The 26,391-nt window shown below is 63.7% G+C and carries 23 protein-coding genes and 1 other RNA gene; 18 read left to right on the top strand and 6 right to left on the bottom strand.

Annotation, left to right across the window (positions count from 1 at the left end; translation table 11 throughout):
• Positions 1 to 2: 2 nt before the first annotated feature.
• On the bottom strand, positions 3 to 455 hold the full coding sequence (locus IB267_RS14495; RefSeq protein WP_052201563.1) for an HIT family protein: 453 nt from the start codon (positions 453 to 455) through the stop codon (positions 3 to 5).
• A 64-nt stretch (positions 456 to 519) separates the two neighbouring features.
• On the opposite strand from IB267_RS14495, the gene ffs reads away from it, so the two are divergent.
• The 5 genes from ffs to IB267_RS14470 all read left to right on the top strand — a co-directional run bounded on the left by ffs (position 520) and on the right by IB267_RS14470 (position 4,949).
• Positions 520 to 617: signal recognition particle sRNA small type (gene ffs, locus IB267_RS14490), an RNA gene on the top strand.
• 45 nt (positions 618 to 662) lie between these two features.
• Positions 663 to 2,531 carry a DNA polymerase III subunit gamma/tau gene (locus IB267_RS14485; RefSeq protein WP_192448184.1) on the top strand — a complete coding sequence of 623 codons (1,869 nt, stop codon included), beginning with the start codon at positions 663 to 665 and terminating at the stop codon, positions 2,529 to 2,531.
• A gap of 39 nt (positions 2,532 to 2,570) precedes the next feature.
• Positions 2,571 to 2,894, top strand: a complete 324-nt coding sequence (locus IB267_RS14480; RefSeq protein ID WP_029742357.1) for a YbaB/EbfC family nucleoid-associated protein — start codon at positions 2,571 to 2,573, stop codon at positions 2,892 to 2,894.
• Between the two features lie 143 nt (positions 2,895 to 3,037).
• Entirely contained in the window at positions 3,038 to 3,643 is a 606-nt protein-coding gene (gene recR, locus IB267_RS14475) for a recombination mediator RecR (RefSeq protein WP_029742358.1), read from the top strand.
• A gap of 10 nt (positions 3,644 to 3,653) precedes the next feature.
• The gene (locus IB267_RS14470; RefSeq protein WP_192448183.1) at positions 3,654 to 4,949 is read left to right on the top strand and encodes a lytic murein transglycosylase; all 1,296 of its coding nucleotides are present in this window, start codon (positions 3,654 to 3,656) and stop codon (positions 4,947 to 4,949) included.
• 115 nt (positions 4,950 to 5,064) lie between these two features.
• Here IB267_RS14470 and IB267_RS14465 read toward each other — a convergent pair whose 3' ends face one another.
• Positions 5,065 to 6,699, bottom strand: coding sequence for an MFS transporter (locus tag IB267_RS14465; RefSeq protein ID WP_192448182.1), 1,635 nt, complete (start codon positions 6,697 to 6,699; stop codon positions 5,065 to 5,067).
• 273 nt (positions 6,700 to 6,972) lie between these two features.
• Between IB267_RS14465 and rimP the strand changes: the two genes are divergently transcribed.
• The 12 genes from rimP to IB267_RS14405 all read left to right on the top strand — a co-directional run bounded on the left by rimP (position 6,973) and on the right by IB267_RS14405 (position 21,076).
• Positions 6,973 to 7,593, top strand: coding sequence for a ribosome maturation factor RimP (rimP, locus tag IB267_RS14460; RefSeq protein WP_043611825.1), 621 nt, complete (start codon positions 6,973 to 6,975; stop codon positions 7,591 to 7,593).
• Between the two features lie 45 nt (positions 7,594 to 7,638).
• Positions 7,639 to 9,258 (top strand): transcription termination factor NusA, encoded by a 1,620-nt coding sequence (gene nusA / locus IB267_RS14455; protein ID WP_192448181.1) that lies wholly within the window; start codon positions 7,639 to 7,641, stop codon positions 9,256 to 9,258.
• 5 nt (positions 9,259 to 9,263) lie between these two features.
• Complete coding sequence (locus IB267_RS14450) at positions 9,264 to 9,971, top strand: RNA-binding protein (RefSeq protein WP_043611830.1); 708 nt, start codon at positions 9,264 to 9,266, stop codon at positions 9,969 to 9,971.
• Positions 9,972 to 10,076: 105 nt separating this feature from the next.
• Complete coding sequence (gene infB, locus IB267_RS14445; protein WP_192448180.1) at positions 10,077 to 12,776, top strand: translation initiation factor IF-2; 2,700 nt, start codon at positions 10,077 to 10,079, stop codon at positions 12,774 to 12,776.
• Positions 12,776 to 13,228, top strand: coding sequence for a hypothetical protein (locus IB267_RS14440; protein WP_192448179.1), 453 nt, complete (start codon positions 12,776 to 12,778; stop codon positions 13,226 to 13,228). The genes infB and IB267_RS14440 overlap by 1 nt, the downstream gene beginning before the upstream one ends.
• An 80-nt stretch (positions 13,229 to 13,308) precedes the next feature.
• Entirely contained in the window at positions 13,309 to 13,713 is a 405-nt protein-coding gene (gene rbfA / locus IB267_RS14435; protein ID WP_192448178.1) for a 30S ribosome-binding factor RbfA, read from the top strand.
• Between the two features lie 8 nt (positions 13,714 to 13,721).
• The gene (gene truB, locus IB267_RS14430) at positions 13,722 to 14,657 is read left to right on the top strand and encodes a tRNA pseudouridine(55) synthase TruB (protein WP_034804752.1); all 936 of its coding nucleotides are present in this window, start codon (positions 13,722 to 13,724) and stop codon (positions 14,655 to 14,657) included.
• Positions 14,658 to 14,840: 183 nt separating this feature from the next.
• Positions 14,841 to 16,553: a sensor histidine kinase gene (locus tag IB267_RS14425; RefSeq protein ID WP_192448177.1), complete on the top strand. Its 1,713-nt coding sequence runs from the start codon at positions 14,841 to 14,843 to the stop codon at positions 16,551 to 16,553.
• Between the two features lie 271 nt (positions 16,554 to 16,824).
• Positions 16,825 to 17,094: a 30S ribosomal protein S15 gene (gene rpsO, locus IB267_RS14420; protein ID WP_029742369.1), complete on the top strand. Its 270-nt coding sequence runs from the start codon at positions 16,825 to 16,827 to the stop codon at positions 17,092 to 17,094.
• A 356-nt stretch (positions 17,095 to 17,450) separates the two neighbouring features.
• The gene (gene pnp, locus IB267_RS14415; protein WP_043611841.1) at positions 17,451 to 19,601 is read left to right on the top strand and encodes a polyribonucleotide nucleotidyltransferase; all 2,151 of its coding nucleotides are present in this window, start codon (positions 17,451 to 17,453) and stop codon (positions 19,599 to 19,601) included.
• An 81-nt stretch (positions 19,602 to 19,682) separates the two neighbouring features.
• Positions 19,683 to 20,699 (top strand): class I SAM-dependent methyltransferase, encoded by a 1,017-nt coding sequence (locus IB267_RS14410; RefSeq protein ID WP_192448176.1) that lies wholly within the window; start codon positions 19,683 to 19,685, stop codon positions 20,697 to 20,699.
• Between the two features lie 155 nt (positions 20,700 to 20,854).
• Positions 20,855 to 21,076 (top strand): hypothetical protein, encoded by a 222-nt coding sequence (locus IB267_RS14405; protein ID WP_192448175.1) that lies wholly within the window; start codon positions 20,855 to 20,857, stop codon positions 21,074 to 21,076.
• Positions 21,077 to 21,109: 33 nt separating this feature from the next.
• Here the strand turns inward: IB267_RS14405 and IB267_RS14400 are convergent, their stop codons facing one another.
• Positions 21,110 to 22,222: an MFS transporter gene (locus tag IB267_RS14400; RefSeq protein WP_371742542.1), complete on the bottom strand. Its 1,113-nt coding sequence runs from the start codon at positions 22,220 to 22,222 to the stop codon at positions 21,110 to 21,112.
• Positions 22,223 to 22,322: 100 nt separating this feature from the next.
• On the bottom strand, positions 22,323 to 22,574 hold the full coding sequence (locus IB267_RS33270) for a DUF1127 domain-containing protein (protein WP_246810635.1): 252 nt from the start codon (positions 22,572 to 22,574) through the stop codon (positions 22,323 to 22,325).
• Between the two features lie 139 nt (positions 22,575 to 22,713).
• Between IB267_RS33270 and IB267_RS14390 the strand changes: the two genes are divergently transcribed.
• Positions 22,714 to 24,219, top strand: a complete 1,506-nt coding sequence (locus IB267_RS14390) for a winged helix-turn-helix domain-containing tetratricopeptide repeat protein (RefSeq protein ID WP_192448173.1) — start codon at positions 22,714 to 22,716, stop codon at positions 24,217 to 24,219.
• Between the two features lie 93 nt (positions 24,220 to 24,312).
• On the opposite strand, the gene fabI is transcribed toward IB267_RS14390, so the two are convergent.
• Together fabI and fabB are read right to left on the bottom strand one after the other, a co-directional pair.
• Positions 24,313 to 25,119 (bottom strand): enoyl-ACP reductase FabI, encoded by an 807-nt coding sequence (gene fabI / locus IB267_RS14385; protein WP_043611851.1) that lies wholly within the window; start codon positions 25,117 to 25,119, stop codon positions 24,313 to 24,315.
• A gap of 4 nt (positions 25,120 to 25,123) precedes the next feature.
• On the bottom strand, positions 25,124 to 26,347 hold the full coding sequence (gene fabB / locus IB267_RS14380; protein WP_192448172.1) for a beta-ketoacyl-ACP synthase I: 1,224 nt from the start codon (positions 26,345 to 26,347) through the stop codon (positions 25,124 to 25,126).
• Between the last annotated feature and the right edge of the window lie 44 nt (positions 26,348 to 26,391).

Below are 26,391 nucleotides of genomic sequence, written 5' to 3'. Positions count from 1 at the left end.
GTTCAGAGGTTTTCCAGAATGCGGGCTGCGAAGGCCTGATGTTCTTTCTCGTCCCACGGCTCCGCCTTGCCGAAGCCCCAGACCGGCCCCGGCCAGTTCGGGTCGCCGTCGCTGCGGGCGATGATATGCACATGAAGCTGCCGGACGATGTTGCCCAAGGCGCCGATATTGATCTTCTCGGCGCCTGTGACCTTCTTCAGCGCCGTCGCCGCCATGGTCGTCTCGAAGGTCAGCATCGTCTGGTCGAGCGGGGTGAGGTCGAAGATCTCGGAGATGCCTTCACGCTGGGGAATGAGCACGAGCCAGGGCCAGCGGCGATCGTTCATCAGCCGCATCTGGCAAAGCCCGATCGAGGCGATCGGAATGCCGTCGCGTTCGAGCCGCTCGTCGAGGGTGAAGGTCGTCAACGGGTTCTCCTCGGCTATTGAGAATGGCGGATTCGCCTTGTTTTGCATATCGATATCAGTTTTTTGATGGCTTGGCTTGCATTTGCTTTCGATATTGCCGATATGGAAGCCGGGAGGTTGGTGGTGGACGAGCCACTCGCCAACCGGGTCAGGTCCGGAAGGAAGCAGCCCCAACGAGCTCCGGCACGGGTCATCGTGCCAGCCTCCCACCTTTTCCGTCCTGTCGGGACAAGAGTTCGAACAGCGGCAGGGTCGATGAGCGACGATACGTCCATTTCATCCGTTGAGAAACCAGCCGCCTACCGTGTTCTGGCGCGCAAATATCGCCCGAAGGATTTCTCCGACCTGATGGTCGGTCAGGAACCGATGGTGCGCACGCTCACCAACGCGTTCGAAACCGGTCGCATCGCCCAGGCCTATATGCTGACCGGCGTGCGCGGGGTCGGCAAGACCACCACCGCCCGCATCCTCGCTCGCGCGCTGAACTATAAGACGCCGGATATCGACCGGCCGACGATCGACCTGCGCGTTCCCGGCGAACATTGCCAGGCGATCATGGATGGACGTCATGTCGACGTCATCGAAATGGACGCCGCTTCGCACACCGGCATCGACGATATCCGCGAGATCATCGAGCAGGTCCGCTACCGCCCGGTTTCGGCGCGCTACAAAGTCTACATCATCGACGAAGTGCACATGCTCTCGACCCAGGCTTTCAACGGCCTGCTGAAGACGCTCGAAGAGCCGCCGGAGCACGTGAAGTTCATCTTCGCCACCACCGAAATCCGCAAAGTGCCGATCACGGTTCTGTCGCGCTGCCAGCGCTTCGACCTGCGCCGCATCAGCGCATCGGATCTCGTCGGCCTGTTTTCGACGATCCTCGGCAAGGAAGGCGTCTCCTTCGATCCGGAGGCGCTCGCCATGGTCGCCCGCGCCGCCGAAGGCTCTGCCCGAGACGGCCTGTCACTGCTCGACCAGGCGATCGCCCACGGCGGCGGCGCCGTCGAGGTGGAGACCGTACGCTCGATGCTCGGCCTTGCCGACCGCGCCCGCATCGTCGATCTCTTCGAACACGTCGTCAAAGGCGATGTCGCCGCGGCCCTCGAGGAATTCACGGCTCAGTATGAGGCCGGCGCCAACCCGACGGTCGTCTTGACCGACCTTGCCGATTTCACCCATCTCGTCACCCGCATGAAATACGTGCCCGAGGCGGTCAATGATCAGTCCTTGAGCGAGATCGAGCGCACCCGCGGTGCTGCTTTCGCCGAAAGCGTCGCGGTCACCGCGCTGTCGCGCATCTGGCAGATGCTGCTCAAGGGTATTCCGGAAGCCGAAAGCTCGTCGCGCCCGGCGGGTGCCGCCGAAATGGTGCTGATCCGCCTGGCGCATGCGGCACATCTGCCGGCGCCGGAAGAGGCTGCGCGGCGCTTGCTGGAGCTTTCCGGTAATGAAGGCGGCGGCGCTCGTCCTGGACCTTCGGGTGGAAACGGCGGCGGCGCTCAGGCCCAGGCTTCCGTGTCCGTGTCGGCCCAGGCATTGCAGCCGATGCCGGTGCAACGCCCGACGAGCAATGGCGCGACCATGCTGCGCGCCGTGCCGGACGTAGCGCCCCAGGCGGTTGCGGTCGGCCGCATCGAAGAACGCCCGATGGCGGCGCCTGCGGCCAAGCCGCAGCCGTCGGTGCCGGTCAATTCGATCGCCGACATCGCCGATCTCTGCGCCAAGAACCGCGACATCAAGCTGAAGACGCTCGTGCGCGGTTTCCTGCGGCTCGTGCGGATCGAGCCCGGTCGCCTCGACGTCAACGTCTCGGACGACGCGCCTAAGACCCTGCTTGGCGAAGTTGCGGTCAAGCTCAAGGAATGGACCGGTATCCACTGGATCGTCAGCTACAGCCGCGAGGCCGGCGAGCCGACACTGATCGAGGCGGAACAGCGGGCGCAGGAGCAGCGCGTCAACGACGCACGCCAGGATCCCGATGTCGCCGCCATTCTCGCCCGGTTCCCGGGCGCCAAGATCACCGACGTGCGCATTCGCGCCGTTGAAGAAGAGGTCGAGAGCCAGGCTCCGGCCACAGCCGAATCCGCCGACGGCGATATCGTCCCTGGCGACGACATCGAATAATCCCGTCTGCGAGCAGAAACAGAAGAACAGGAGACGACGATGCGCGACATCATGGGGATGATGGGCAAGGTCAAGGAAATGCAGGCCAAGATGGAGAAGATGCAGGCGGAAATCGCCGCACTCGAAGTCGACGGCACCTCCGGCGGTGGCCTCGTCACGGTTCGCCTCGACGGCAAGGGCACCCTCAAGAGCCTGAAGATCGATCCCTCGCTGTTCAAGGAAGACGACGTCGAGATCCTCGAAGACCTGATCGTCGCCGCCCACAAGGACGCCAAGGACAAGGCCGAGGCCGTGCAGGCGGAAAAGACCCGCGAGCTGACCGCCGGCCTGCCGATCCCGCCCGGCATGAAGCTGCCGTTCTGATCGCTTCCAGGCGTTAAGTTCAGGAAGCGGGCGGTCTTGCCGACCGCTTCCTTTGCATGCCGACGATGAGAGCCGCCGGATGCCGCGTTGACGGGGTTTCGAAGGCGATTCCGTTTCGGGCCGATATGGGCTAAAAGCGCCGCATGGCAAAACGAGTCACCGGCCCCGAAATCGAAAAACTCATCCAGCTCCTGGCGAAAGTCCCGGGGCTTGGGCCACGCTCCGCACGGCGTGCCGCCCTCCATCTCGTCAAGAAGAAGGACCAGTTGCTGGGTCCGCTCGCCGACGCGATGGGCGAAGCGCACCGCAAGGTCCGCATCTGCTCCTGCTGCGGCAATGTCGATACGATCGATCCCTGCACCGTCTGTTCCGACGAGCGTCGCGACCACTCCGTGCTCATCGTTGTCGAGGACGTCTCCGACCTCTGGGCGCTGGAGCGCGCCGGCGCGATGAACGCCGCCTATCACGTGCTCGGCGGCACGCTCTCGCCGCTCGACGGCGTCGGTCCCGACGACCTCAACATCAAGGGCCTGGTGCAACGCGTCGCCAATGGCGGTGTGCGCGAACTGATCATCGCCGTCAACGCCACCGTCGAGGGCCAGACCACGGCGCACTACATCACCGACCAGCTCGAAGGCATGGAGGTGAAGATCACCCGGCTTGCCCATGGCGTGCCCGTCGGTGGCGAGCTCGACTATCTCGACGAGGGCACGCTGGCAGCTGCCCTTCGTGCCCGCACGTCGATCTGAAGGGATGCCGATGCGTTTGAAGTCTCTGGTTCGTTCGCTGTTTTCCGGTCGCGCAGAGGGAGGCAATCCCCGTGCACACCTCCTCGCCGCCGTCGCAGCGTTCCTCGCTCTCAGCCTCCCCGCCCACGCCGCCACCAAGGCCGATGTGGAGGCGCAATTCCGCACCTGGTTGCAGAATGACCTGTGGCCGGAAGCGAAGAAGGCGGGCATTTCGGCGGGATCCTTCAAGGCGGCGTTTTCCGACGTGAAGCTCAACTGGGATCTGCCGGATCTGGCGCCCCCCGGCTTCCCGAAGCCGAAGGAGCAGAAGCAGAGCCAGGCGGAGTTTTCCTCGCCCGGAAACTACTTCTCGGAAAAGCGCCTGCAGGGGCTCGCCGGCACCGGCCGCAGCCTGGCGTCCACCCATGCCTCGACGCTCAAGAAGATCGAGCGCACCTATGGCGTACCGGCCCCGGTGATCGTGGCGATCTGGGGCAGGGAGTCCGGCTTCGGTCGCGCCAAGATCCCCTATCCGGTGGTCGATGTGCTGGCGACCAAAGCCTTCATGTCGACGCGGCCGGACCTCTTTCGCCGCGAGCTGATCGCGGCGCTGCACATTCTCGACAGCGGCGACGTCGACGAGGCGGCGATGCGCGGCTCCTGGGCCGGCGCGATGGGCCAGCCGCAGTTCATGCCGTCGAGCTTCCTGCAATACGCCGTCGATTTCGATGGCGACGGCCGCCGCGACATCTGGAATTCGGTGCCCGACAGTCTGGCGTCGATCGCCAATTATCTCGTCAAGAAGGGCTGGCAGCGCGAGCGTGACTGGGGCTTTGAGGTGTCGATCCCGGAAGCGGTCTCCTGTGCGCAGGAAGGCCCGGATCTCGCCCAACCCCTGTCGAATTGGGCGAACAAGGGCATTACCCGGATTTCCGGCAAGGCCTTCCCGTCGCACGAACTGTCGGCATCCTCGATGATGCTGGTGCCGGCCGGCCGGCACGGGCCGGAGTTCATCGTCACGCCGAACTTTTACGTGCTCAAGGAATACAACAATTCCGACCTCTACGCGCTGTTCATCGGCAACCTTGCCGACCGCATCGCCACCGGCGGCGGCGCCTTCCGCGGCACCTGGGGCGACGTCGGCAACATGCTGCGTTCGGACGTTCTCAAGATGCAGAAGGCGCTGGTTGCCAAGGGTTACGACGTCGGCAAGGTCGATGGTCTTCCCGGCTACAAGACGCGCCGCTCGCTCGGCGACTGGCAGGCAAAGAGCGGCCTTGCCGCCACCTGCTTCCCGGATGCCTCGCTGAAGGCGAAGCTGCGGTAAAGCCAATTGCAGCCGGAGGCGCCGGCGTGCCGATTGCCGAAACGAAAAAGGCCCCGGTGACGGGGCCTCTTTCGTCGCATGATCCCCATGTCGGCGCAAGAGCCGGCAACAGTACCTAGTGCATGTCCACATTCACCTGTCGCTTGTAGCGCTCGTAATGCGTCGGGACGATCGTCTGGCGCTCGATCATCCGGTGCACCCGCGGTGGTGTCTTGCCGCTATGCAATGCCGTCAGCCGGTCGCCGACGGCGGCGTCGGCCTGGGTGCGGCGCTGGTTGTGGCGCACATATTCGACCCAGGTCGGCACGTGATAGGTCTCAGTCCAGGTGGTCGGGTTTTCGAGGTCGCGCATCAACGCCCAATGTCCCGCCCCGTCGCGAATGCGGATGCGCCGCCGTTCCGCCATCGTCGTCAGGAACTCCGGGATATCGTCGTCGGCGATCTCGTAGTCGATCATGATGACGATCGGGCCGCTGCGCGGCTTCAGGTCCAGTTCGAGCGGCGGCTCGTTGAAGCGGTTGAGCGGATCGAGGTTGAGCGAGGTGAACTCCGGCAAGGGCAGGCGGAAGCCGACCACGACCCCGGCGAACATCAGCAGACAGGAGCCCATCAGCGCGTTGGCCGCGCCATATTGCTCGGCGGCCGTACCCCAGAGCCAGCTGCCGCCGGCAATGCCGCCGAAGGTCATGGTCTGGTAGAGCGACAGCGCCCGGCCGACCACCCAGCGCGGCGTCGAAAGCTGCACGGTGGTGTTGAACAACGACAGCGCCAGCACCCAACAGGCGCCGGAGATAAGCAGCACGAGACAGCTCAGCCAGGCATAGGTGCTCCAGGCCGTGATCGCGGCGCTGGCGGCAAAGCCGGTAAAGGCGATGCGCACGATCGCCTCGCTCGAAAGCTTCTCGCGCAGCCGGGCAGAGAGCAGCGCCCCGCCGATCGCGCCGAGGCCGAAGGCGCCGAGCATCAGGCCGTAGGTGAGCGGCCCGCCCTGGACGAGGTCGCGGGCAACAAGCGGCAGAAGCGCGAGGATGGCGCTCGCCGAAAGGCCGAAGAGGAAGCCGCGCAAGAGCACCTTGCCGATGTTGGGCGACATCGCGACATAGCGCAGGCCGGCTGAAATGGCGCGACCCAGCGTTTCGCGCGGCAGGGTGTTCGTCGGCACCTCGCGACGCCAGCGCACCAGCGCAAAGAGGATGGCGAAATAGCTGAGCGTGTTGGCGAAGAAGGCCGCCGCCGCGCCGAGTGCCGCAACGATGGCACCGCCGATCGCCGGGCCGACGCTGCGGGTGATGTTGAAGCCCATGCTGTTGAGCGCGACTGCCGCCGGCAGGTCTTCGCGCGGGACCATGTCGCCGACCGAGGCCTGCCAGGACGGGTTGTTGAGCGCCGTGCCGCAGCCGATGAGGAAGGTGAAGAGCAGGAGCAGCCAGGGTGTGATCAGCCCGACATAGGCAAAGATCGTCAAGAGTGCCGAGACGAAGAGCATGAAACACTGCGCCACCAGCATGATCCGCCGCCGGTCGAAATTGTCGGCAAGCGCGCCGGAGACGAGCGAAAAGAGCATGATCGGCAGTGAGGTGGAAGCCTGCACCAGCGCCACCATGTTCGCTGATGAGGAAATGGAGGTCATCAGCCAGGCGGCGCCGACCGATTGAATGAGGCCGCCGAAATTGGAGGCGAGGCTCGCGATCCAGATCGTGCGGAAGATGTCGTGCTTGAAGGGGGCAAGCGGCGAAATACGGGTGGGCACCTCGTCTTCTCTCTTCGTTTCTTGATTGTCGTCTCGAAGCGGTTCGTTACCTGTTATAGGCCGGGCAACGCGAAGTGCCACCCGCTGAAACTGACCTTGTTGGCGAAGATGCTCGCCGGCGGATCGTCCGGCGATTTGCGTCGGGTGGCCCAACGCCTTGCAATTTGCGGCGATGGGGCGTATATGAGCCTCAAATTCTTGATCGGTAGATGAAGAGTGGGCCCGTCAGGACCCGCTCTTTTTTATTAGCCGGTCCGATGAGGAGATGATCGTTTGTCCGATACGACAACGGCTGAAAATGCACATGAACCCCGCCTGATCACCGAAACCGGTCTCGACCAGCGCGTCGCCGACATCATCGAGCCGGTCATCGTGCCGATGGGTTACCAGCTCGTGCGCGTGCGCATGTCCGGCCAGAATGGCCTGACGCTGCAGATCATGGCCGAGCGCACCGACGGCACCATGACCGTCGAGGACTGCGAAGAGATCTCCAAGGCCATTTCGCCGGTGCTCGATGTGGAAGATCCGATCGACAAGGCGTATCATCTCGAAGTGTCGTCGCCGGGCATCGACCGCCCGATGGTGCGCAAGTCCGACTTCTTCCGCTGGCAGGGTCACCTGCTGAAATGCGAGACGTCGGTTTTGGTCGACGGCCGCAAGCGGTTCCGCGGCAAGATCGTTTCCGTCGATGACGACGGTTTCCGGCTCGAGCGCGACCAGGTTGCCTATGGCGAGGAGCCCGTCGTCGTTATCCCGTTCACCACGCTTTCCGAGGCGCGGCTGATCCTGACCGACGATCTGATCCGTGATGCGCTGACCGCCGACAAGAAGGCGAAGGCAGCACGCGCTGCGAATGAAAATTTCGAAGACGAAGATTCACCTATTGAGGAATAAGTCGGGCGGAGCGTGAAGCCCCCTGCAACCCAACGGAGACAAGACATGGCAGTCAGTGCTAACCGGCTCGAGCTTCTGCAGATCGCGGATGCTGTCGCGCGTGAAAAGGTGATCGACCGTGAGATCGTTCTGGCCGCGATGGCCGACGCGATCCAGAAGGCCGCCCGCTCGCGCTATGGGTCGGAATCGAACATCCGCGCCGACATCAACTCCAAGACCGGCGAAATCCGCCTGCAGCGTCTTCTGGAAGTGGTCGAGAAGGCTGACGATTACTCCACGCAGATCCCGCTCGAGCTTGCTCGCGATCGCAACCCGGATGCCAAGCTCGGCGACTTCATCGCCGATCCGCTGCCGCCGATGGATTTTGGCCGCATCGCCGCCCAGTCGGCCAAGCAGGTCATCGTGCAGAAGGTTCGTGAAGCCGAGCGCGATCGCCAGTTCGACGAGTTCAAGGATCGCGTCGGCGAAATCGTCAACGGCACGGTCAAGCGCGTCGAATACGGCAACGTCATCGTCGACCTCGGTCGTGGCGAAGGCATCATCCGCCGCGACGAGATGATCCCGCGCGAAAACATGCGCTACGGCGACCGCGTCCGCGCCTTCGTCTACGACGTTCGCCGCGAACAGCGCGGCCCGCAGATCTTCCTGTCGCGTACCCATCCGCAGTTCATGGTGAAGCTCTTCACCATGGAAGTGCCTGAGATCTACGACGGCATCATCCAGATCAAGTCGGTTGCCCGTGATCCGGGTTCGCGCGCCAAGATCGCCGTTGTCTCCAACGATAGCTCGATCGATCCGGTCGGCGCCTGCGTCGGCATGCGCGGTTCGCGCGTTCAGGCCGTCGTCGGCGAACTGCAGGGCGAAAAGATCGACATCATTCCGTGGTCGCAGGACCCGGCATCGTTCATCGTCAACGCGCTGCAGCCGGCGGAAGTCGCCAAGGTCGTTCTCGACGAGGATGCAGAGCGCATCGAAGTGGTCGTTCCGGACGAGCAGCTGTCGCTCGCCATCGGCCGTCGCGGCCAGAACGTTCGCCTCGCCTCGCAGCTGACCGGCTGGGATATCGACATCCTGACCGAGCAGGAAGAGAGCGAGCGCCGCCAGAAGGAATTCACCGAGCGCACCAACCTGTTCATGGACGCGCTCGACGTCGACGAAATGGTCGGCCAGGTTCTGGCTTCGGAAGGCTTTGCCGCCGTCGAGGAGCTCGCCTATGTCGATCTCGACGAAATCGCCTCGATTGACGGCTTCGACGACGAGACCGCGACCGAAATCCAGACCCGCGCCCGCGAGTTCCTGGAAAAGCTGGAAGCCGAACTGGATGCCAAGCGCAAGGAACTCGGCGTTGCCGACGAACTGCGCTCGATCGACGGCCTGACGAGCCAGATGCTCGTTGCGCTCGGCGAAGAAGGCATCAAGACGGTCGAAGACTTTGCCGGTTGCGCCGCGGACGATCTCGTCGGCTGGAGCGAACGCAAGGACGGCGAGACCAAGCGTTTCGAGGGCACCTTCTCGAAGTTCGAAGTTTCGCGCGCCGAAGCCGAAGCCATGATCGTTCAGGCCCGCCTTGCGGCTGGCTGGATCACGGAAGAGGACCTGGCAAGCGACGAGGTCGAAGGTGAAGAGCCGATCGACGTTGCCGAAGGCGCCGAGCAGGACGCTTAAGGGCGATGACCGTCTCTGATGAGGCCGACAGCCTGCCTTCGGACACCCTGCCTGTAGATGGGGGTCCGAAGGATCGCAGCGGCAGCACGCGGACCTGCATCGTCACCCGCGAAAGCGGATCGCCCGACGAGCTGATCCGCTTCGTGGCCGGGCCCGACGGTCGCGTCGTTCCGGATCTGAAGCGTCAGCTTCCGGGGCGCGGCTGCTGGGTGAAGGCCGAGCGGGCGCTGATCGAGAAGGCGGTGGCGAAGAAGTTCTTCGCCCGCGCACTCAAGGCGGACGTCAAGGCTGACGCGACGCTCGCCGACGATGTCGACCGGCTGCTCGGTGAGCAGCTGGCCGGAATGATGAACTTGGCGCGCAAGGCGGCCCAGTTCATTTCCGGCGCGACGAAGACGGAGCAGGCCGTGCGCGGTCTGGCAGCGCTTGCCGTGTTCCACGCGGCCGATGCTGCCGCCGACGGCGTGCGCAAGATAGACCAGGCCCGCAAGGCGATGAGCTTCGTGGCCGACGACGAAACGGAAATACCTTCGTTCCGTCCCTTCACCGGGGCGGAAATGGAGGGCCTTTTAGGAAGTAATGCTTTTATCCATGCCGCAGCGCTTGCAGGGCAGGCGGGTGAGGGTGTAGTGAAGCGCGCAATCATGCTCGAAAAGTACCGAGGATCCGTCCCGGTCCGGGCCGAAGGCGGCGCTGGCAAGCCACAGCAATGACCCGAGTCACCGGCACAGTCTGGCATCGCGTACATTGTTTGAGACAATTTGGAAGACAGGGTCAGGTGATACGCATCCGGCCCTGATCGCTAGGAACGGAACGGAATGACCGACAACAACGACGACAAGACAGGCAGCGCAGCAGGCAAGAAGACGCTGACCCTGAAGCCCCACGGGGTTTCGCAGGGGACCGTGCGTCAGGACATGGGCCGTGGCCGCACCAAGGCGGTCGTGGTCGAAACCAAGAAACGCCCCTTCCATCGCCCTAAGGACGAGCGCCCGATCACGCCGGTTGCCGCGGCTCCCGCCGCACGTCCGGTCGAGCAGCGTCCGGCTCAGCCGCAGCCTTCCGGCCGCCCGGCCCCGCAGCCGCAGCAACACTCGACGCGCCAGGAAGCCAACCAGGCCAACCGGCCGCGTGTGGGTGTCGTTCTGAACCAGCTTTCAGCCGGTGAGATCGACGCACGCCGCCGTGCTCTGGCCGAAGCGCAGATCCGCGACGCCGAAGAAGCGGTCATCCGCGCCGAGAACGAAGCGCGCCGCAAGCGCGAGGAAGAAGCCCGTCTCCTTCAGGAGAAGGAAGAAGCCGCACGCCGCGCCGCTGAAGAAGCAGCCCGTCCGGCAGTTGAGCCCGAAGCAAAGGTCGAAGAGGTTGTCGAAGAGCGCCCCGCGGCAGCTCGCGCACCCGCTTCAACCGAGCGTCGCGCCGACAGCCGCCCGCAGGCTGGACGGCCTGCGGAAGCTGCAACTGGACTTCCGACCCCGGCACCGGCCGGCGCTCTGCGCGGCCGCAAGGTCGACAACGAAAAGGATGAGGATCGTGGTCCGCGTCCTGGCGCAGGACCGGTTCGCGGCAAGGTCGTGCGTCCGGAGCCGGCAAAGGTTCCGGCCCGCCCGAAGGGTGACGATGGTCGCCGCCAGGGCAAGCTGACGCTGAGCACCGCGGGCGATGAGGATGCCGGCCAGCGCGCTCGCTCGCTGTCGGCCATGCGTCGTCGCCAGGAGAAGTTCAAGCGCAGCCAGATGCAGGAAACCCGCGAGAAGATTTCTCGCGAAGTCATTCTGCCCGAAACCATCACCATTCAGGAACTGTCGCAGCGCATGTCTGAACGCGCCGTCGATGTCATCAAGTACCTGATGAAGGAAGGTCAGATGATGAAGCCCGGCGATCTGATCGACGCCGACCTGGCTGAACTCATCGCTGGCGAATTCGGCCACACGGTCAAGCGCGTTTCGGAATCCGACGTCGAGGAAGGCATCTTCAACGTTTCGGACTCGGACGAAGAAATGGAGCCGCGTCCGCCGATCGTCACGATCATGGGTCACGTCGACCACGGCAAGACCTCGCTGCTCGACGCCATCCGTCATGCCAACGTGGTAGCCGGCGAAGCCGGTGGCATCACCCAGCATATCGGCGCCTACCAGGTCGAGCAGAACGGCAACAAGATCACCTTCATCGACACCCCCGGCCACGCGGCGTTCACCGCCATGCGTGCCCGTGGTGCCCAGGCGACCGACATCGCGATCCTCGTGGTTGCGGCTGACGACAGCGTGATGCCGCAGACGATCGAATCGATCAACCACGCCAAGGCGGCGGGTGTTCCGATCATCGTGGCGATCAACAAGGTCGACAAGCCGACGGCAAACCCGCAGAAGGTTCGCACCGAACTGCTGCAGCACGAAGTCTTCGTCGAATCCATGGGCGGTGAAGTTCTCGACGTGGAAGTCTCCGCGAAGAATGGCACCAACCTCGACAAGCTTTTGGAAGCGATCCTGCTCCAGGCGGAAATCCTCGACCTGCGCGCCAATCCGAACCGGACGGCCGAAGGTACGGTGGTCGAAGCCGAGCTTGACCGTGGCCGTGGTGCGGTTGCGACCGTGCTCGTTCAGAAGGGCACGCTGCGTCCGGGCCAGATCATCGTCGCCGGTGATCAGTGGGGCCGTGTGCGCGCGCTCGTCAACGACAAGGGCGAACACGTCAAGGAAGCTGGCCCGTCGATGCCGGTCGAGGTTCTCGGCCTGTCGGGTACGCCGGCTGCCGGTGACAAGTTCGCCGTCGTCGAAAACGAAAGCCGTGCTCGCGAGATCTCCGAATACCGCCAGCGTCTCGCCCGCGAGAAGCAGGTTGCCCGTCAGTCCGGCTCGCGCGGTTCGCTCGAGCAGATGATGACCCAGCTCCAGACCTCCGGTCTCAAGGAGTTCCCGCTGGTCATCAAGGGCGACGTGCAGGGCTCGATCGAAGCGATCGCCGGTGCGCTCGACAAGCTCGGAACCGACGAAGTGCGTGCACGCATCGTGCATTCGGGTGCCGGTGGTATCACCGAGTCCGATATCTCGCTCGCCGAGGCATCGAACGCCGCGATCATCGGCTTCAACGTCCGCGCCAACTCGCAGGCCCGTTCGGCCGCCGAGCGTGCCGGCATCGAGATCCGCTACTACAACATCATCTACGATCTGGTGGATGACGTGAAGGCGGCGATGTCGGGTCTGCTCTCGCCGGAGCGTCGCGAAACCTTCCTCGGCAACGCCGAGATCCTGGAGGTGTTCAACATCACCAAGGTCGGCAAGGTCGCGGGTTGCCGCGTCACCGAAGGCAAGGTCGAGCGTGGCGTCGGCGTCCGTCTGGTTCGCGACAACGTCGTTATCCACGAAGGCAAGCTCAAGACCCTCAAGCGCTTCAAGGACGAAGTCTCTGAAGTCAACGTCGGTCAGGAATGCGGCATGGCCTTCGAGAACTACGAAGACATCCGCGCCGGCGATACGATCGAGTGCTTCCGCGTCGAGCATATCACCCGGACGCTCTAATGGGGCTGAAAGCCCGGCAAATTTGCACAACGGCGGCCTTGGCCGCTGTTGTGTCGTTTTGGCGGACGCCGGCTTTCGCGGAAGTCTGCGACAAGATCTATCCCGGATGGGATGGGCAGGATTTCTCGGTTTTCAACGAGGTGGCCGCTTTTCTGACCAATTGGGTCGGCCTGGCGGCGCTTTTCTGTCTGTTGATCGGTTCAGTGGTTTTGCGCCTTCGGGCGCTGCTTTGGGTCGAGAGTCTTCTCGGCGGCCTCCTCCTGCTGATGGCCATCACATCCTGGGGAGATGCCGAGCACGGGGTATGGCAGTCGGCCATCAATGAGGGTTGCGCTCATCCGCAGTTCGAACTGATCCATCTGCTGTCCGCGCTCGTGTTGACCGCTACGGGCGTCTTTCTGTGGCTGCGTCAAAGAAAGCGGGCGCAGGCAATCAGGGCTACCCGTGCCTGAGGCAGGGACGCTATATTACGCTTAAGAATAAAACGGATTGCCGCCCCGGGCGGGCGCAATACCTTGGAAAGCCAACGACCATGACCAAAGCCACATCCTCTGCCCCTTCCCAGCGCATGCTGCGTGTCGGTGAACAGGTGCGTGCTGCGATCACGCAGGTTCTGCAGCGCGGCGAAGTTCGCGATCCCGTGATCGAGAAGACCGTCATCGCGATCTCGGAAGTGCGCATGTCGCCGGACCTCAAAATCGCCACCGCCTACGTGACCCCGCTCGGCGTACCGAACCATGACGAAGTCATCGAAGCGCTGAACCGCAATGCCAAGTACATTCGCGGCCGCCTCGGCCCGCAGCTCAGGCAGATGAAATACATGCCCGACGTTCGTTTCCGCGACGATACGAGCTTCGACAACTACAAGAAGATCGATGAACTCCTGCGTTCGCCGGAAGTCAGCCGCGATCTCGACCAGACCGAAGACGAAGAATAGTAGATTTCATGTCCAAACCGCGTAAGCCCAAGGGCCGCCCGATCTCGGGCTGGCTGATCCTCGACAAGCCGCTCGACTTCGGCTCCACCGAAGCCGTCTCGAAGATCAAGTGGCTGTTCAAGGCCCAGAAGGCCGGCCACGCCGGCACCCTCGATCCGCTCGCCTCCGGCATGCTGCCGATTGCGCTCGGCGATGCGACGAAGACCGTCCCTTACGTGATGGATGGACGCAAGATCTACGAATTCACCGTCGCCTGGGGCGAGGAGCGCTCAACGGACGACCTCGAAGGCGAGGTCACCCATTCCTCGGCCGAGCGGCCGAACGAAGAGGCGATCCGCGCGCTGCTGCCGAAATACACCGGCGTCATCAGCCAGGTCCCGCCGCAGTTCTCGGCGATCAAGATCGATGGCGAGCGCGCCTATGATCTCGCCCGCGACGGCGAGACGGTCGAGATCCCGGCCCGTGAGGTCGAGGTCCACCGGCTGACGCTGCTGGGTGCTGCACCCAATCTCGCCCATTTCGAAATCGAATGCGGCAAGGGCACCTATGTGCGCTCGCTCGCCCGCGACATGGGCCGCGACCTCGGGTGTTTCGGCCACATCGCGTCGCTGCGACGTACCTTCGTCGCCCCGTTCGGGGAAGAGGACATGGTGCCGCTTGCCGACCTGGTGGCTTTGGAAAAGATCGAGGACGACCAGGAACGTCTGGCGGCACTCGACGCCTATCTGATCGAGACCGGCGAAGCGCTTTCCAGCCTGCCGCACGTGCCTGTCAACGACGACCAGGCGCACCGTCTCAGAATGGGCAATCCCATCATCCTGCGCGGCCGCGACGCACCGCTGGCGACGCCCGAGGCCTATGCCACGGCGCGCGGCAAGCTGGTCGCTATCGGTGAGATCGCCGAGGGCGAATTCCGCCCCAAGCGTGTCTTCGCCGGAAGCTAAGCGCCCGGAACCATTTGCCTTTGCTTGATCCTTGACGCATGATCCCGGCATGGGTTCCCAGTCCATCCGAGGTGATTCCGTTTCCGTATCGCGTTTCGTTGCCGTTTGGCGGTTGCGCCATTTGCGGCGACGTGCGCCCAAGGCGTTGATGCCGCCGGCAGGGAACGGAAAGGGACGTTGCAGGTGACCGGTGTGACGGAGGAAGGAAAACGCAGGGCAAGCAATGGCCTGGCGGCGATGGTCGATCGCGCCCGCCATCGGCTGACCCGCCCGTTCAGTTTCTATCTGACGTCGCTGCTGCTGGTCGCCATCGTTCCGGCCTTCATCTTTTCGCTTGTTGTGCTGAAGCGCAGTGTCGATGCGCAGGAGCAGGTTATCACCTCGCTGCTGCAGGCCTCGACCGGATCGGTGACGCGCATCGTCGAGCGCGATATCGAGGGCATGCTGACGACGCTGAAGGTGCTTTCGACCTCGCGGGCGATCGAGGACACCAATTTGCAGGCCTTTTACGAGAGAGCCTCGACAGCGCTGGCGCAGACCGATTCCTACCTGATCGTCATCGATCGCAAGCACGAGCAGCGGCTCAACACCCGCGTTCCCTTCGGCACCCAGCTCGGCAAGGGGTCCGACCCGGACTCCATCGAGCGCGCCTTCACCAACAACGGCGCGCCGCTCGTCTCCAATGTCTTCTTCGGCAAGACCGCCGGAAAATGGGTGTTCAACGTCTATCTGCCGGCAAAACTCTCGACCGGGGAGGAATACCTGCTGGCCTTGACGCAAAACGCCGAGAACATGGCCAAGGCCGTTAACCGTGATACGCTGACGCCTGGCTGGAACGCGGCCCTCGTCGACGGCGCGGGAAAGGTCATCATCTCCTCGGATGCGGCGGTCAAGGCCGGCAAGCCGTTCTTTCTCGACAAGGTCCCAGCGATCAGCATCGGCGTTCGCAACATCAAGGAGAACGGCACGGAATATCGGGTGGCGACCGAATTCTCGGTGATCACCGGCTGGCGGATCATCGCCTGGGCGCCGCGCTCGATCGTCGATGCGCCCGCCGTCTGGTCGTTCCTGTGGCTTTCGCTCGGTGGCATCATCTTTGCCGGCATCGCGATCGCCGGTTCGCTGGCCATCGCGCGGCTCCTGTCGCAGGGTGTGAAGCTCGTGGCGCAGGATGCGCGCCGCCTTGGCGCCGGCGAGCGGATCGAGCCGCGCCCGCACATGATCGCCGAGGTCGAGCAGGTTTCGGCGGCACTGGCGCGGGCGGCAGCCGCGCGCACCAAGGCGGAGAGCGAAATCCGGTTCCTGATGCGCGAGGTGGCGCACCGCTCGAAGAACCAGCTGACGGTGATCCAGTCGATGTTGAACCAGTCGGTCTATTCGGCCGAGAGCGCCGCCGATTTCGCCGACAGTTTCCGCAAGCGCATCGCCGGGCTCGCCCGCTCCACCGACCTGATGATCGCCAATGCCGCCCAAGGGGTCGATTTTCGGGAACTGGCCCAGAACCAGCTGCAACCGTTCACGCCTGACGATCCGAGGCGGGTGATCCTGTCCGGCCCGCCTTTGCGGCTCGAGACCCAGATCGCCCAGACGCTCGGCATGGCTCTGCACGAACTCGCCACTAACGCCACCAAATACGGCGCGCTCGCCAATACCACCGGGGTCGTCAAGCTGAGCTGGTCGCTGGAGGATGAGGGCATCGCCATTCGCTGGCGGGAGGAGGGGGCCGATCTCACGGGCAAGCCCTCAGATCCGATCCGCAAGGGTTTTGGCACGCTCGTGCTCGAACGCATGCTCGGCATGGCCCTGAATGCGGTGCTGGAGCGGACGATGCATGCCGACGGTATCGAGTGGCGGATCACCGTGCCGCGACAGGCCGGCGAAGACGACGCGCCATGACCGGCCGCCGGCGGGTTTTCTCCGCCGATCCGAGCCGCACACCTGCCGATCGCGGCCGGATAAAATCGCCCCCGATGGAGCGGTGCCCGACCGGTTATTGAGGCCATCCGCCGGCCTTCGCGAGCGCCGGTCCATGACCCTTTCCTTTTTCATCCAATTCGTTTATAGGCACGCCAGCAAAAGGCTAAATGCCCGTTGCATTCACGGCCGCAGCTGGACGACATCCCGGCTGACGGCGTCCCTAAATCCTCGAAATCGAAAGGATCATCCGATGTCGATTGCTGCAGAGCGTAAGGCTCAGCTCATCAAGGAATTTGCAACCGTTGAAGGCGACACCGGTTCTCCGGAAGTCCAGGTTGCTATCCTGACGGAACGGATCAACAACCTGACCGAACACTTCAAGGGCCACAAGAAGGATAACCATTCCCGCCGTGGTCTGCTCGCGATGGTTTCCAGCCGTCGTTCGCTCCTCGACTATCTGAAGAAGAAAGACGAAGCGCGCTACACCAAGCTGATCGGTGCCCTGGGCATCCGTCGCTAAGCGACTTATCCGGCGGGTCTTTGCGGCCCGCCGGCTTTTTTATGGAGCGTTGAACGCTCGACGATTAAACTCTCCAGCCGCATAGGAAACGTGGCTAAACGAGAGCGTCCAGCGAGCCGGATGGGCCGGTATCGCGGATCAACCGATGGCCCGTCATGGGGCAGGATTGCAGGATGCTTCGGCCCCTGCTTGCCGGAAACGCCGCTTCAAAGCGGGTGGACGGGCAAAGCGGAAACCAGCCGATTGAAGCGTGAAGCCTCCCGTTGTCTTGCCCGTGATGCGCCATTTCATGCGGCCCTTCGACCGCCCGCGCTGCAACAGCCGCGGAGAGGTCCGCCGCACACGAAGGACAGAACATGTTCGATACCCACAAGGTTGAAATCGAATGGGCTGGGCGTCCGCTCAAGCTCGAAACCGGTAAGGTCGCCCGTCAGGCTGACGGCGCCGTTCTCGCCACCTATGGCGAAACCGTCGTTCTCGCCACCGTCGTTTCGGCCAAGGCGCCGAAGCCGGGCCAGGACTTCTTCCCGCTGACCGTCAACTACCAGGAAAAGACCTACGCCGCCGGCAAGATCCCGGGTGGCTACTTCAAGCGCGAAGGCCGTCCGAGCGAAAACGAAACGCTTGTTTCGCGCCTGATCGACCGCCCGATCCGCCCGCTGTTCCCCGAGGGCTACAAGAACGACACCCAGGTCGTCGTCACGGTCATGCAGCATGACCTCGAAAACAACCCCGACGTCCTGTCGATGGTTGCCGCTTCTGCTGCGCTGACGCTGTCGGGTGTCCCGTTCATGGGCCCGATCGGCGGCGCGCGCGTCGGCTACATCAACGGCCAGTACGTGCTGAACCCGCATCTCGACGAGATGGACGAATCGACCCTCGACCTCGTCGTCGCCGGCACGCAGGAAGCGGTGCTGATGGTCGAATCGGAAGCCAAGGAACTGGCGGAAGACGTCATGCTCGGCGCCGTCGTATTCGGCCAGAAGGGTTTCCAGCCGGTCATCGACGCGATCATCAAGCTCGCTGAAGTTGCCGCCAAGGAGCCGCGCGACTTCCAGCCGGAAGATCATTCCGCGCTCGAAGCCGAAATGCTCGGCATGGCCGAAGCCGAACTGCGCGACGCCTACAAGATCACCGAGAAGGCTGCCCGCTACGCTGCCGTCGACGCCGTCAAGGCAAAGGTGAAGGCACACTTCTTCCCGGAAGGCGCCGAGCCGAAGCACACTGCCGAAGTCATCGGCGCCGTCTTCAAGCACCTGCAAGCCAAGATCGTTCGCTGGAACATCCTCGACACCAAGAGCCGCATCGACGGCCGCGATCTGGAAACCGTTCGGGCGATCGTTTCCGAAGTCGGCCTTCTGCCGCGCACCCACGGTTCGGCCCTGTTCACCCGCGGTGAGACGCAGGCGATCGTCGTTGCCACGCTCGGCACCGGCGAAGACGAACAGTACGTCGACAGCCTGACCGGCATGTACAAAGAACGCTTCATGCTGCACTACAACTTCCCGCCCTACTCGGTCGGCGAAACCGGTCGCATGGGCTCCCCGGGCCGTCGCGAAATCGGTCACGGCAAGCTCGCATGGCGCGCTATCCGCCCGATGCTGCCGGAAGCCGAGCAGTTCCCCTACACGCTGCGCGTCGTTTCCGAGATCACCGAATCGAACGGCTCGTCCTCGATGGCTACCGTCTGCGGCACCTCGCTCGCCCTCATGGACGCTGGCGTTCCGCTTGCAAAGCCGGTTGCCGGTATCGCCATGGGCCTGATCAAGGAAGATGAGCGCTTCGCCGTTCTCTCCGACATCCTCGGCGACGAAGACCACCTCGGCGACATGGACTTCAAGGTCGCTGGTACCGACGCCGGTATCACCTCGCTCCAGATGGACATCAAGATCGAGGGGATCACCGAAGAGATCATGGGCATCGCGCTCAACCAGGCCAAGGGCGGCCGTCTCCACATCCTCGGCGAAATGGCTAAGGCCATCTCCGAAAGCCGTGGCCAGCTCGGCGAATTCGCCCCGCGCATCGAAGTCATGAACATCCCGGTCGACAAGATCCGCGAAGTCATCGGTTCGGGCGGTAAGGTCATCCGCGAAATCGTCGAAAAGACCGGCGCCAAGATCAACATCGAAGACGACGGCACCGTGAAGATCGCCTCTTCGTCGGGCAAGGAAATCGAAGCGGCCCGCAAGTGGATCCACTCGATCGTTGCCGAGCCGGAAGTCGGCCAGATCTACGAAGGCACCGTTGTGAAGACCGCCGACTTCGGCGCCTTCGTCAACTTCTTCGGCGCCCGTGACGGCCTCGTCCACATCTCGCAGCTCGCTTCCGAGCGCGTCGCCAAGACGACCGACGTCGTCAAGGAAGGCGACAAGGTCTGGGTCAAGCTCATGGGCTTCGACGAGCGTGGCAAGGTTCGTCTGTCGATGAAGGTCGTCGACCAGGCCACCGGCAAGGAAATCGCTGCCGAGAAGTCCGAGAAGAAGGGCGACGGCGAAGCCGCTGAATAAGCGCGCTTCACCCGAATGCATTCGGGGCGCGGGGCGGTTCGCTCCGCGCCCCTTTCTTGTAAGAAGATGACGGATAGACCGATGAGCCGAGATTCGTTGAAGACCCTGTTTTACCCGTTCGACAGCGGCGTGATCGACCCGCCGGGCGCGGGCGAGCGCGTGCTGTTCCTTGGCGCGGAAGCGGGCTACAGGCTGCCCCAGGGCTTCGAGGCGTCGATCACTGCCGTACAGCCGCTGCGGCCGCTCTATCGCGCCCTGGAGGCCGCCCGTGCCGACGTGGCGCCTGAAATCACCGGCGAGGACTACGACGTCACGCTGATCCTGTGCGGCAAGCACAAGGGCGAGAACGAAGACCGGATCGCCGAGGCGCTGAAGCGCACGCGCGAAGGCGGCCTGATCGTCGTTGCCGGCGGCAAGGAAGATGGCATCCAGTCGCTGAAGAAGCGCATCGCCAAGTTCGAATGGGACGGCGACCATCTGCCGAAATACCACGGCGTCGCCTTCTGGTTCACCCGTCCGGAAGATGTCACCGACGCCGTACAGAAGCTCGCCAAGGTGCCGGTGCGCGTCGATGGCCTGTTCGAGGCATCGCCCGGCATGTTCTCGCATGACCGCATCGATGCCGGCTCCGAACTGCTGGCCTCGCGTCTGCCGATCGATTTCCACGGCCACGCCGCCGATTTCGGCGCCGGCTGGGGCTATCTCGCAGCCAAGCTCGCTGAAGCGTCGCCGGGCACCAAGGGGGTCGATCTCTTCGAGGCCGATCACGAGGCGCTCGAGGCGGCCCGCGTCAACATGATGGCGAACGCGCCGCGCATGCCGGCGCGCTTCTACTGGTTCGACCTGACGAGCGAAGAGCCGCGCGACAAGTACGACCTCATCGTCATGAACCCGCCCTTCCATGAGGGCCACGCGGCTGAGCCGGCGCTCGGCGTCGCCATCATCAAGACGGCGCTGAAGGCGCTGAAGCAGGGTGGCAAGCTTATGATGGTCGCCAATCGTGGCCTGCCCTACGAGCAGGTGCTGGCCGAAAATTCCAAAGAATATGGCGAGACCTGCCGCAACGCCCGTTTCAAGGTGCTCTGGGCCAAGCGCTAGGCCCAGTAGGGCCCATTTTGCACGAACCGAGAATGGAAAAGCCGGGCGAATGACCCGGCTTTTTTGCATCTGGCCGCACGCCAGACTTTGCCCGTTGCCTTCGCCGCAGATCCGGCTCACCATGTGCCCGGTTTTGCTGCCGGAGGATGACATCCATGACGTCGGGAGTGAACAGGCCGCCCTTGAGCGAGGATGCGGCCGAAGCTATCGCCAAGGACATCAAGCAGGGCGAGGGACATGGCGCGACCTCCGAGGTGCCCATGTCGTTCCTGCAGAGCCTCTACCGTTCGCCGCTTGACCCGGCGCGCCGAACCCATACGGGTTTCGTCGTAGTGACGGTCATCGTGGCGTTGCTCGTGCTCTTCATCCTGGTTTGAGGCAGCCGGCAGAAAGCGGGCGGACCGGGGCCGTCAACTGCGGCGTTCCTTGACGATCAACAGCCCAGCGAGGGCGGCGCAGAGCAGGCCGAGAGACAGCGGCAGGCCGTGGTGTCCGGTCACTTGCATGGCAAGTCCCGTTGCCGGCGAGCCGACCATGCCGCCAAGGCCCCAGGCGAAGGCAAAGGCGGCATTGCCGGCGATCAAGGCCCGACCGCCGAAGCGCTCGCCGAGCTGGATCAGCGACAGGGTATAGATCCCGAACGTCACCCCGCCCCAGACAAAAACGAGCGGCCAGATGAGCCAGCTGTCGAACAGCCATGGCAGCAGCAGGCATCCGGCCAGGGATGAAAGCACGCAGAACAGCATGGTCCGCTTCGATCCCCTGCGTTCGGAGAGCCGTCCGAGCAGGACCTGCAGCGACGCATTGCCGGCAATGAAGCAGGTGATGAGCGGTGCGACGCGCACCTCGTCGCTGCCAAGCGCTGCGCCATAGACAGCAAGCAGCGAAAGCAGGGTCTGCTCGAAGGCCGCAGCCGTCGCGACCGCAAACAGCAGCAACGGCGCCAGCGCGAAAAAGCCGGCGACCGAAGTCGCCTCCCCATGCTGCGGCATCTCCGGCAGGCGCGACACTAGGGCAAGCAGGATCAGGCCGCAGGCGAGGAAAGCCACGATGCCGATCAGGAATGGCGACCAGCCGGCCGTTCCGACCAGCCCGAGTGACAGCGGCCCGATGGCGAAGCCGGCCGAAACGACGGAAGAGTAGAGGCCCATGATGCGGCCCCGTCGGGATGCGGGCGTAATCGCCACCAGCCAGGTCTCGCTGATCACGGATAGCGGATTGGCGAAGACGCCCAGCAGAAAGCGCAGTGGCATCCAGGCCCAGACGTCGGCGGTCCAGGCAATGGCGGCAAGCGTGCTGGCGGCCAGCACCGAACACAGGACCGCGAGCCGGGCACCGCCCAGCCGCCGTGAAAGCATCGGGATCAGAGGCGCCGACAGGATGAACCCAAGCGGCGTCATGGCCGCCGACAGGCCGATGAGGGCAGGTTCCGTCCGCTGCCGCTCCAGGATGAAGCTGAGCAGCGGATAGGTCAGCCCCTGCGCCACCGCAAAGACGGTGACCGTCGCGATGATGCCCGCCATCGCCGCCCATGGGGTCCGATCTTCCCGGAGCGTTGTGATCGCCTCGCCAAGGAGCGGCGCCGGTGGTGGCTGCTGGTCCGATGTCATTGCGCGGGTCACCTCAAAGCACTTGCCAGAAGGGTCTGGCGAGCTCCTCCTCGACCTGGCGTCGCGTCAGGCCGATATCGTCGATCAGATGTGGATCGCCCTTGAGCTTTCGCTCGAGCTCGACGTGAAAATGGTTCCGTTCACGCCAGGCGGCGACCACCCGTCTCAGCGTCTCGACAGGGTAAAGCGAACGCGTCGGGCTCCCCCGCGTCTTTGGCGCCGCTGGCTGAGGGGAAACGATGGGAGAAAAGGGGGCGTTGCTCATGACAACCTCGCTATCGGCTTTGAGGGATCCGGAGATCCTCGATCTGAAGGAGGTTGGATTCTGCGAAATAGGATCGACGCCGTACTTAAGCCCTTCCAAAAAGTTCTCAAAAACTTCCAAACGGGCTATAGATCGCCGCATGCAGGAGACGCGGTTTGCCTTTGGTCCATTCGTGCTTGATCCGGGTGCGGGAACGCTCCTGCGGAACGATGATCCGGTTGCAGTCGGGCATCGCGGCGTGAAGTTGCTTGCGGCGCTCGTGGAACGGCCAGGTGAAATCCTTGCCAAGACCGAGCTGATGGACGCCGCCTGGCCGGGCACGGCCGTCGAGGAAGGCAATCTCACCGTACAGATCGCACAGCTCAGGAAGCTGCTCGGCCGGGCTGCCGACGGCGGCGAGTGGATTTCAACGGTTCCGCGCATCGGCTACCGTTTCATGGGCAATATCGAGCGGTTGGCGGGCGGGCGAAAGCCGTTGCCGTTGCCGAGCCGGCCGTCGATCGCGGTGTTGCCCTTCGTCAATCTCAGCAACGATCCCGATCAGGATTCCTTTGCGGACGGGCTGACGGAAGACCTGATCACTGATCTCTCCCGGAGCGGTGGCCTGTTCGTCATCGCCCGCAACTCCACCTTTGCCTACAAGGGAAGGGCGATGGACGTGCGCGCGATCGCGGAAGACCTCGGCGTGCGCTACCTCTTGGAAGGAAGCGCACGGCGCGCCTCCGGACGCGTGCGCATCAATGCCCAGTTGGTCGACGCGCTGAGTGGAGAGCACCTGTGGGCCGAGCGCTTCGATCGCAATCTGGAAGACATCTTTGCCGTTCAGGACGAGGTGACGGCGAAGATCGTCGAGGCGCTGCTTGGCCGGCTGCGCACCCCGCCGTCACGCAATCGCCCTAGGAGCCTCGAGGCCTACGATCTCTGCGTGCGGGCGCGCAAGTTGATCGACGATTCGCCGCAGACCGCCCGGGAAGCGCATCTGATGCTCACCCGTGCCGTTTCGCTCGACCCTGATTATGCCGAGGCCTATCGCTGGCTCGCCATGAACCACTGGATGGGGTGGGTGCACTGGGGCGCGCCGATCGAGCCGACCCGCAGCATCGCTCTGGAATTGGCGCGCAAAGCCGTCGCGATCGATCCCAGCGACGCCGGCTGCCGCTGGGTGCTGGCCAACCTGCTTGCCTACGAGCGCAACTTCGCCGAGGCCGACGCCGAGTTTGCCAGGGCCATCGAGCTTGACCCGAACGAAGCCGACACCTGGGCGACATTGTCCGACATCACGGTGCTGGCGGGCCGGGTCGAGGAAGGGCTGGAACACATTCGCAAGGCGTTCCGGCTGAACCCCTATCCGGCAAGCTGGTACTATCTGACCCTCGGCCAGGCGCAGTATGCGGCCGGAGACTACGAAGCCGCGGTCGAGACTTTGCGCAAGGATGAGACCTACCGTACCAGCTCCCGTCGCTTCCTGGCGGCGAGCCTCGCGCAATTGGGGCGGTTCGACGAGGCGCGCGCCGAGGTCGACCTGTTCCTTGTCGCCAACCCGCATTTTACGACCGGTTTCTGGGCGACGACCGAGCCGTTTCGTGACGCAGCGACGCTGGCGCACTTCGTCGACGGCTTCCACAAGGCCGGCCTTCCGGGTTGATGTTTCTCGAGCCTTACCGACCCCAAAACAAGAAACCCCGGCGAGATGTCTCGCCGGGGTTTTCGATAGAAGCTGGGTCGTTCGCCGCTGCCGTTACTCGGCGTCGGCTGTCCTGAGCGCATCGAGTGCCGGCATGGACGTAATGTTGTAGCCGGAATCGACATAGTGGATTTCGCCGGTCACGCCGCGCGAAAGGTCCGAAAGAAGATAGAGGGCCGAACTGCCGACATCGTCGATCGTGACGGTACGGCGCAGCGGCGAGTTCTTCTGCTGCCAGGAGAGCATCGCCCGAGCGTCGGAAATACCGGCGCCGGCAAGCGTGCGGATCGGGCCTGCCGAAATCGCGTTGACGCGGATGCCGCGAACGCCGTAGTCGGCGGCGAGGTAGCGCACGGACGCTTCGAGTGCCGCCTTGGCGACACCCATGACGTTGTAGTTCGGCATGACGCGCATGGAGCCGCCATAGGTGAGTGTCAGCATCGAGCCGCCCTCATCCATCAGCTCGGCCGCGCGCTTGGCGATCTCGGTGAACGAGAAGCAGGAAATCACCATCGTGCGGCTGAAATTGTCGCGCGAGGTGTCGGCGTAGAGGCCCTTCAGCTCGTTCTTGTCCGAGAAGCCGATGGCATGGACAATGAAGTCGAGCTTGCCCCAGCGTTCCTTGATCGCATCGATGACGGCATCGACCGACGCAATGTCTTCGACATCGCAGGGAAGCAGGAAGTCGGAACCGAGTTCGGCCGCCAGCGGCTTGACGCGCTTGCCCAGCGCTTCGCCCTGATAGGTGAAGGCCAGCTCCGCGCCTTGCGCTGCAAGCGACTTGGCGATGCCCCAGGCAATAGAATGGTTGTTGGCCACACCCATGATGAGGCCACGCTTTCCAGTCATCAGTCCCGTCATGGTGTTATCCGTTGTAGCGCTGGAAGACGAGCGTTGCGTTGGTGCCGCCGAAGCCGAAGGAGTTCGAAAGAACCGTATCGATCTTGGCATTGTCGATGCGCTTGCGAACGATCGGAACGCCATCGAATTCCGGGTCGAGTTCGCTGATATGCGCGCTTTCGCCGATGAAGCCGGCCTGCATCATCAGCAGGCCATAGATCGATTCCTGTACGCCGGCCGCACCGAGCGAGTGGCCCGTGAGCGACTTGGTCGACTGGATGTGCGGAATCTTGCTGCCGAACACTTCGCGGATCGCGCCAATTTCCTTGCTGTCGCCAACCGGTGTCGATGTGCCGTGGGTGTTGATGTAGTCGACATCGCCCTTCACGGTCGAGAGCGCCTGACGCATGCAGCGGGCAGCACCTTCGCCCGACGGAGCCACCATGTCGTAGCCGTCGGAGGTCGCGCCGTAGCCGACGATTTCGGCGTAGATCTTCGCGCCGCGGGCCTTGGCGTGCTCCAGTTCTTCGAGAACGAGAACGCCTGCGCCACCGGCAATGACGAAGCCGTCGCGGTTGGCGTCATAGGCGCGCGAAGCTGTCGCCGGCGTTTCGTTGTACTTCGACGACATGGCGCCCATGGCGTCGAACAGGTTGGACATGGTCCAGTCGAGATCTTCGTGACCGCCGGCAAACATTACGTCCTGCTTGCCCCACTGGATCATCTCGGCAGCATTGCCGATGCAATGGGCCGAGGTCGAGCAGGCCGACGAGATCGAATAGTTGACGCCGTGGATCTGGAACCAGGTGGCAAGCGTCGCCGATGCGGTGGACGACATCGCCTTCGGAACGGCGAACGGGCCGATACGCTTCGGGCTGACGTTCTTGCGGGTGATGTCGGCCGCTTCGACGATGGTGCGGGTGGACGGTCCGCCCGAGCCCATGATGATGCCGGTGCGCTCGTTGCGGGCGATGACGGCTTCTTCCAGACCGGAGTCGGCGATTGCCTGCTTCATCGCCACGTGGTTCCAGGCGCCGCCCTGCGACAGGAAGCGCATGGCACGGCGATCGACGAGTTCGGTCGGATCGAGCGACGGCGCGCCCCAAACCTGGCACTTGAAGCCGTTCTCGGCGAAATCGGGAGAAAACGTGATGCCCGACTTGGCATCGCGCAACGACGCCGTGACTTCGTCTGCATTGTTCCCGATCGAGGAAACGATGCCGAGGCCCGTGACAACAACCCGTCTCATGGTACTGACCTTTTCTTTATTTCGTTGGCTGCGGAAAGGCCTGG

This window comes from Ensifer sp. ENS09, assembly GCF_014852425.1.
Lineage (GTDB): Bacteria > Pseudomonadota > Alphaproteobacteria > Rhizobiales > Rhizobiaceae > Ensifer.
Note: the sequence above shows the minus strand (reverse complement) of the source record. Positions and strands in the feature narration are given on the sequence as shown.